Raw genomic sequence first — 1,954 nt, 5'->3', positions numbered from 1 at the left:
CTAAAATCAATAGCTTTAATCCTTGTGCCCGAAGTTTAGCTAAATATGTGGTTGAAATGTTCAGTTCTTTCAATAATTCAGCTTGTTGCACATATGGGAACTCACGACTTTGTTCAACTCTTGCCTCAACTAATTTATCAACACGATTTAATACTGATTGAGTCAGTTCCTGCTCTGCTTCAAATGATAAGATGCTCATGATTTCCCTCCTCGTTTAAGTCTTATATGCAACTTTGGGGCTTTAGTTTCATTGACAATTAATATTTTTCTTACTTCAGCACGACTAGGTTTAACCAACCAAGTAGGTAGTATTTCTGTGCTTATAACGTCCATTTTTATAAATTTCATACTTTATCTCTTTTCTTAGTTTCAGCTTGTTTTTTCAGTTTCCAACTTTGTGCAAACTCATGAGATACTTTGATACAAAGAGGAGCTTTATTTTGATTGAAAATAATTACTGTTTTTTTGTTTTTTATGCTTTTTAAAAAAACTTGATGTCCAATTTCAGAATTCATTTTTACAGAGAGAATTAAAAAATGTTTATTTTCAAAAGTTCGTGCTTTCTCTAAATCTTCTATTTTGAAAGTAGATGATTGCATTTTAAGCCTCCAATTCCACTTGATAGCCATTCCCCATAAAAGTAAAGGTAGCTACGCTTTTACCATCAAAAAGTTTGTCAGTGACATCATCCACTTCAATGTGGTGTCTCGATTTTGCTAAGCACTGTGTGAATAATAGCTTCGCTTCATCAATGGTTATAAATTCTGTCATTTGTGTTTCTCCTCAAATATGTTATAATTTGAGTAAAGCAAAACTCATGAAGAGCTTGCCTTACTTATAGTTTAAAAGTCTCTACTTTGGTCGGTGTGGACTTTTTTTGTTGTCATTGTTGCTTTAATAGCAACTTTGAGTGGTTCGTAATCGGAACCAGCTTCAATCATGGCTATTGCGATACTTTCAAGCATTTTGTAACGTTCCATTTCCACCGAATCAAGGAGGTCTAGGAGCGTTTTTTCTTTTCGCCAGTCAGTATCTCTAGCTTGAATTTGCTTCTTTGTCAGTCCTGTTACTGTTGTAGCAAGCAAACTTCTAATAATCGTATGCCATGTATTACCATGTCGTGAGTAATGATTCCACTCAGAAATAGCTTGATGAAGAGTAATTCCTTTCGGCTTTTCAACTGCTCTTGCAATTTTTCTTGCATAGAGTTCCTTCTCCATTTCATCAAATCGTTTTACAAGAGCGATTTTAAAATTTCTAACTACTTCTGTATTATCCAGATAAGTAATCATCAACATGGCTTGATTTCTATTAAGTTGATAGATTTTTACTTTTTGACCTCGACTATCTGGCAAGGTCGATATTTCAAATATCAACTTACCGAATTGCTCAAAATCTTTTTTATGTTTATTGATGAGTAAACGTAACGATGTCCTTTCGATTCCTGCATATTCAGCAATAACGATATGGTTAGTCACAACTTCCGCTTTACTCATGTCAGGACTGGTTAAAAATGCTAAGTCTTTCATTATTAAATTTCTTTCTAGCGTTTAATACGCAATATCGTATCTCAACGACTGACTTCATTGTTCTCAATTTCAACGTACTGGGCGGTGCGTTTTTTTAATAGTCCTTAGCGAGCCACTCGGTAATGCGTTCGTATGTACTCTGACGTACTTTCTCATTACGTGTTGGGCTTTCAAGACGTCCATAAGTAAGACGATTAATACCAAGCTGATTGGCAGCTTCACCTTTTGTTAAATCTAGCACTCCTCGTTTTTTGCGTAGAGCAGTTTTAATTTCTGATGTTAAATACATTATTTTACTTCACCTTCTTTCTAGATACTTCAAAATTGAAGTATCTAGACAATAGTATAATACTTCATTTTCGAAGTGTCAAGTGATATACTTCAAAATTGAAATTTTTATTTTAAATAACTACCAAAATGTTGTA

4 protein-coding genes are annotated in these 1,954 nt (G+C 33.9%); all 4 read right to left on the bottom strand.

The features are described from left to right. The coding region (locus tag ABZ914_RS50750) for a hypothetical protein (RefSeq protein ID WP_500201734.1) at positions 1-199 on the bottom strand (199 nt) is incomplete at its 3' end. Positions 200-344: 145 nt separating this feature from the next. Continuing rightward, a complete protein-coding gene (locus tag ABZ914_RS50745) occupies positions 345-629 on the bottom strand; it encodes a hypothetical protein (RefSeq protein ID WP_351515821.1) in 285 nt (94 codons plus the stop codon). Next, a complete protein-coding gene (locus ABZ914_RS50740; protein ID WP_269889312.1) occupies positions 601-771 on the bottom strand; it encodes a DUF1655 domain-containing protein in 171 nt (56 codons plus the stop codon). The genes ABZ914_RS50745 and ABZ914_RS50740 overlap by 29 nt, the downstream gene beginning before the upstream one ends. A 71-nt stretch (positions 772-842) precedes the next feature. Beyond that, positions 843-1,529 (bottom strand): Rha family transcriptional regulator, encoded by a 687-nt coding sequence (locus ABZ914_RS50735; protein ID WP_179107678.1) that lies wholly within the window; start codon positions 1,527-1,529, stop codon positions 843-845. Positions 1,530-1,954 lie beyond the last annotated feature (425 nt).

The organism is Spirillospora sp. NPDC046719 (assembly GCF_040645715.1).
GTDB lineage: Bacteria > Actinomycetota > Actinomycetes > Streptosporangiales > Streptosporangiaceae > Spirillospora.
The sequence above is the reverse complement of the archived record's forward strand: the minus strand, read 5'-3'. Positions and strand labels throughout refer to the sequence as shown.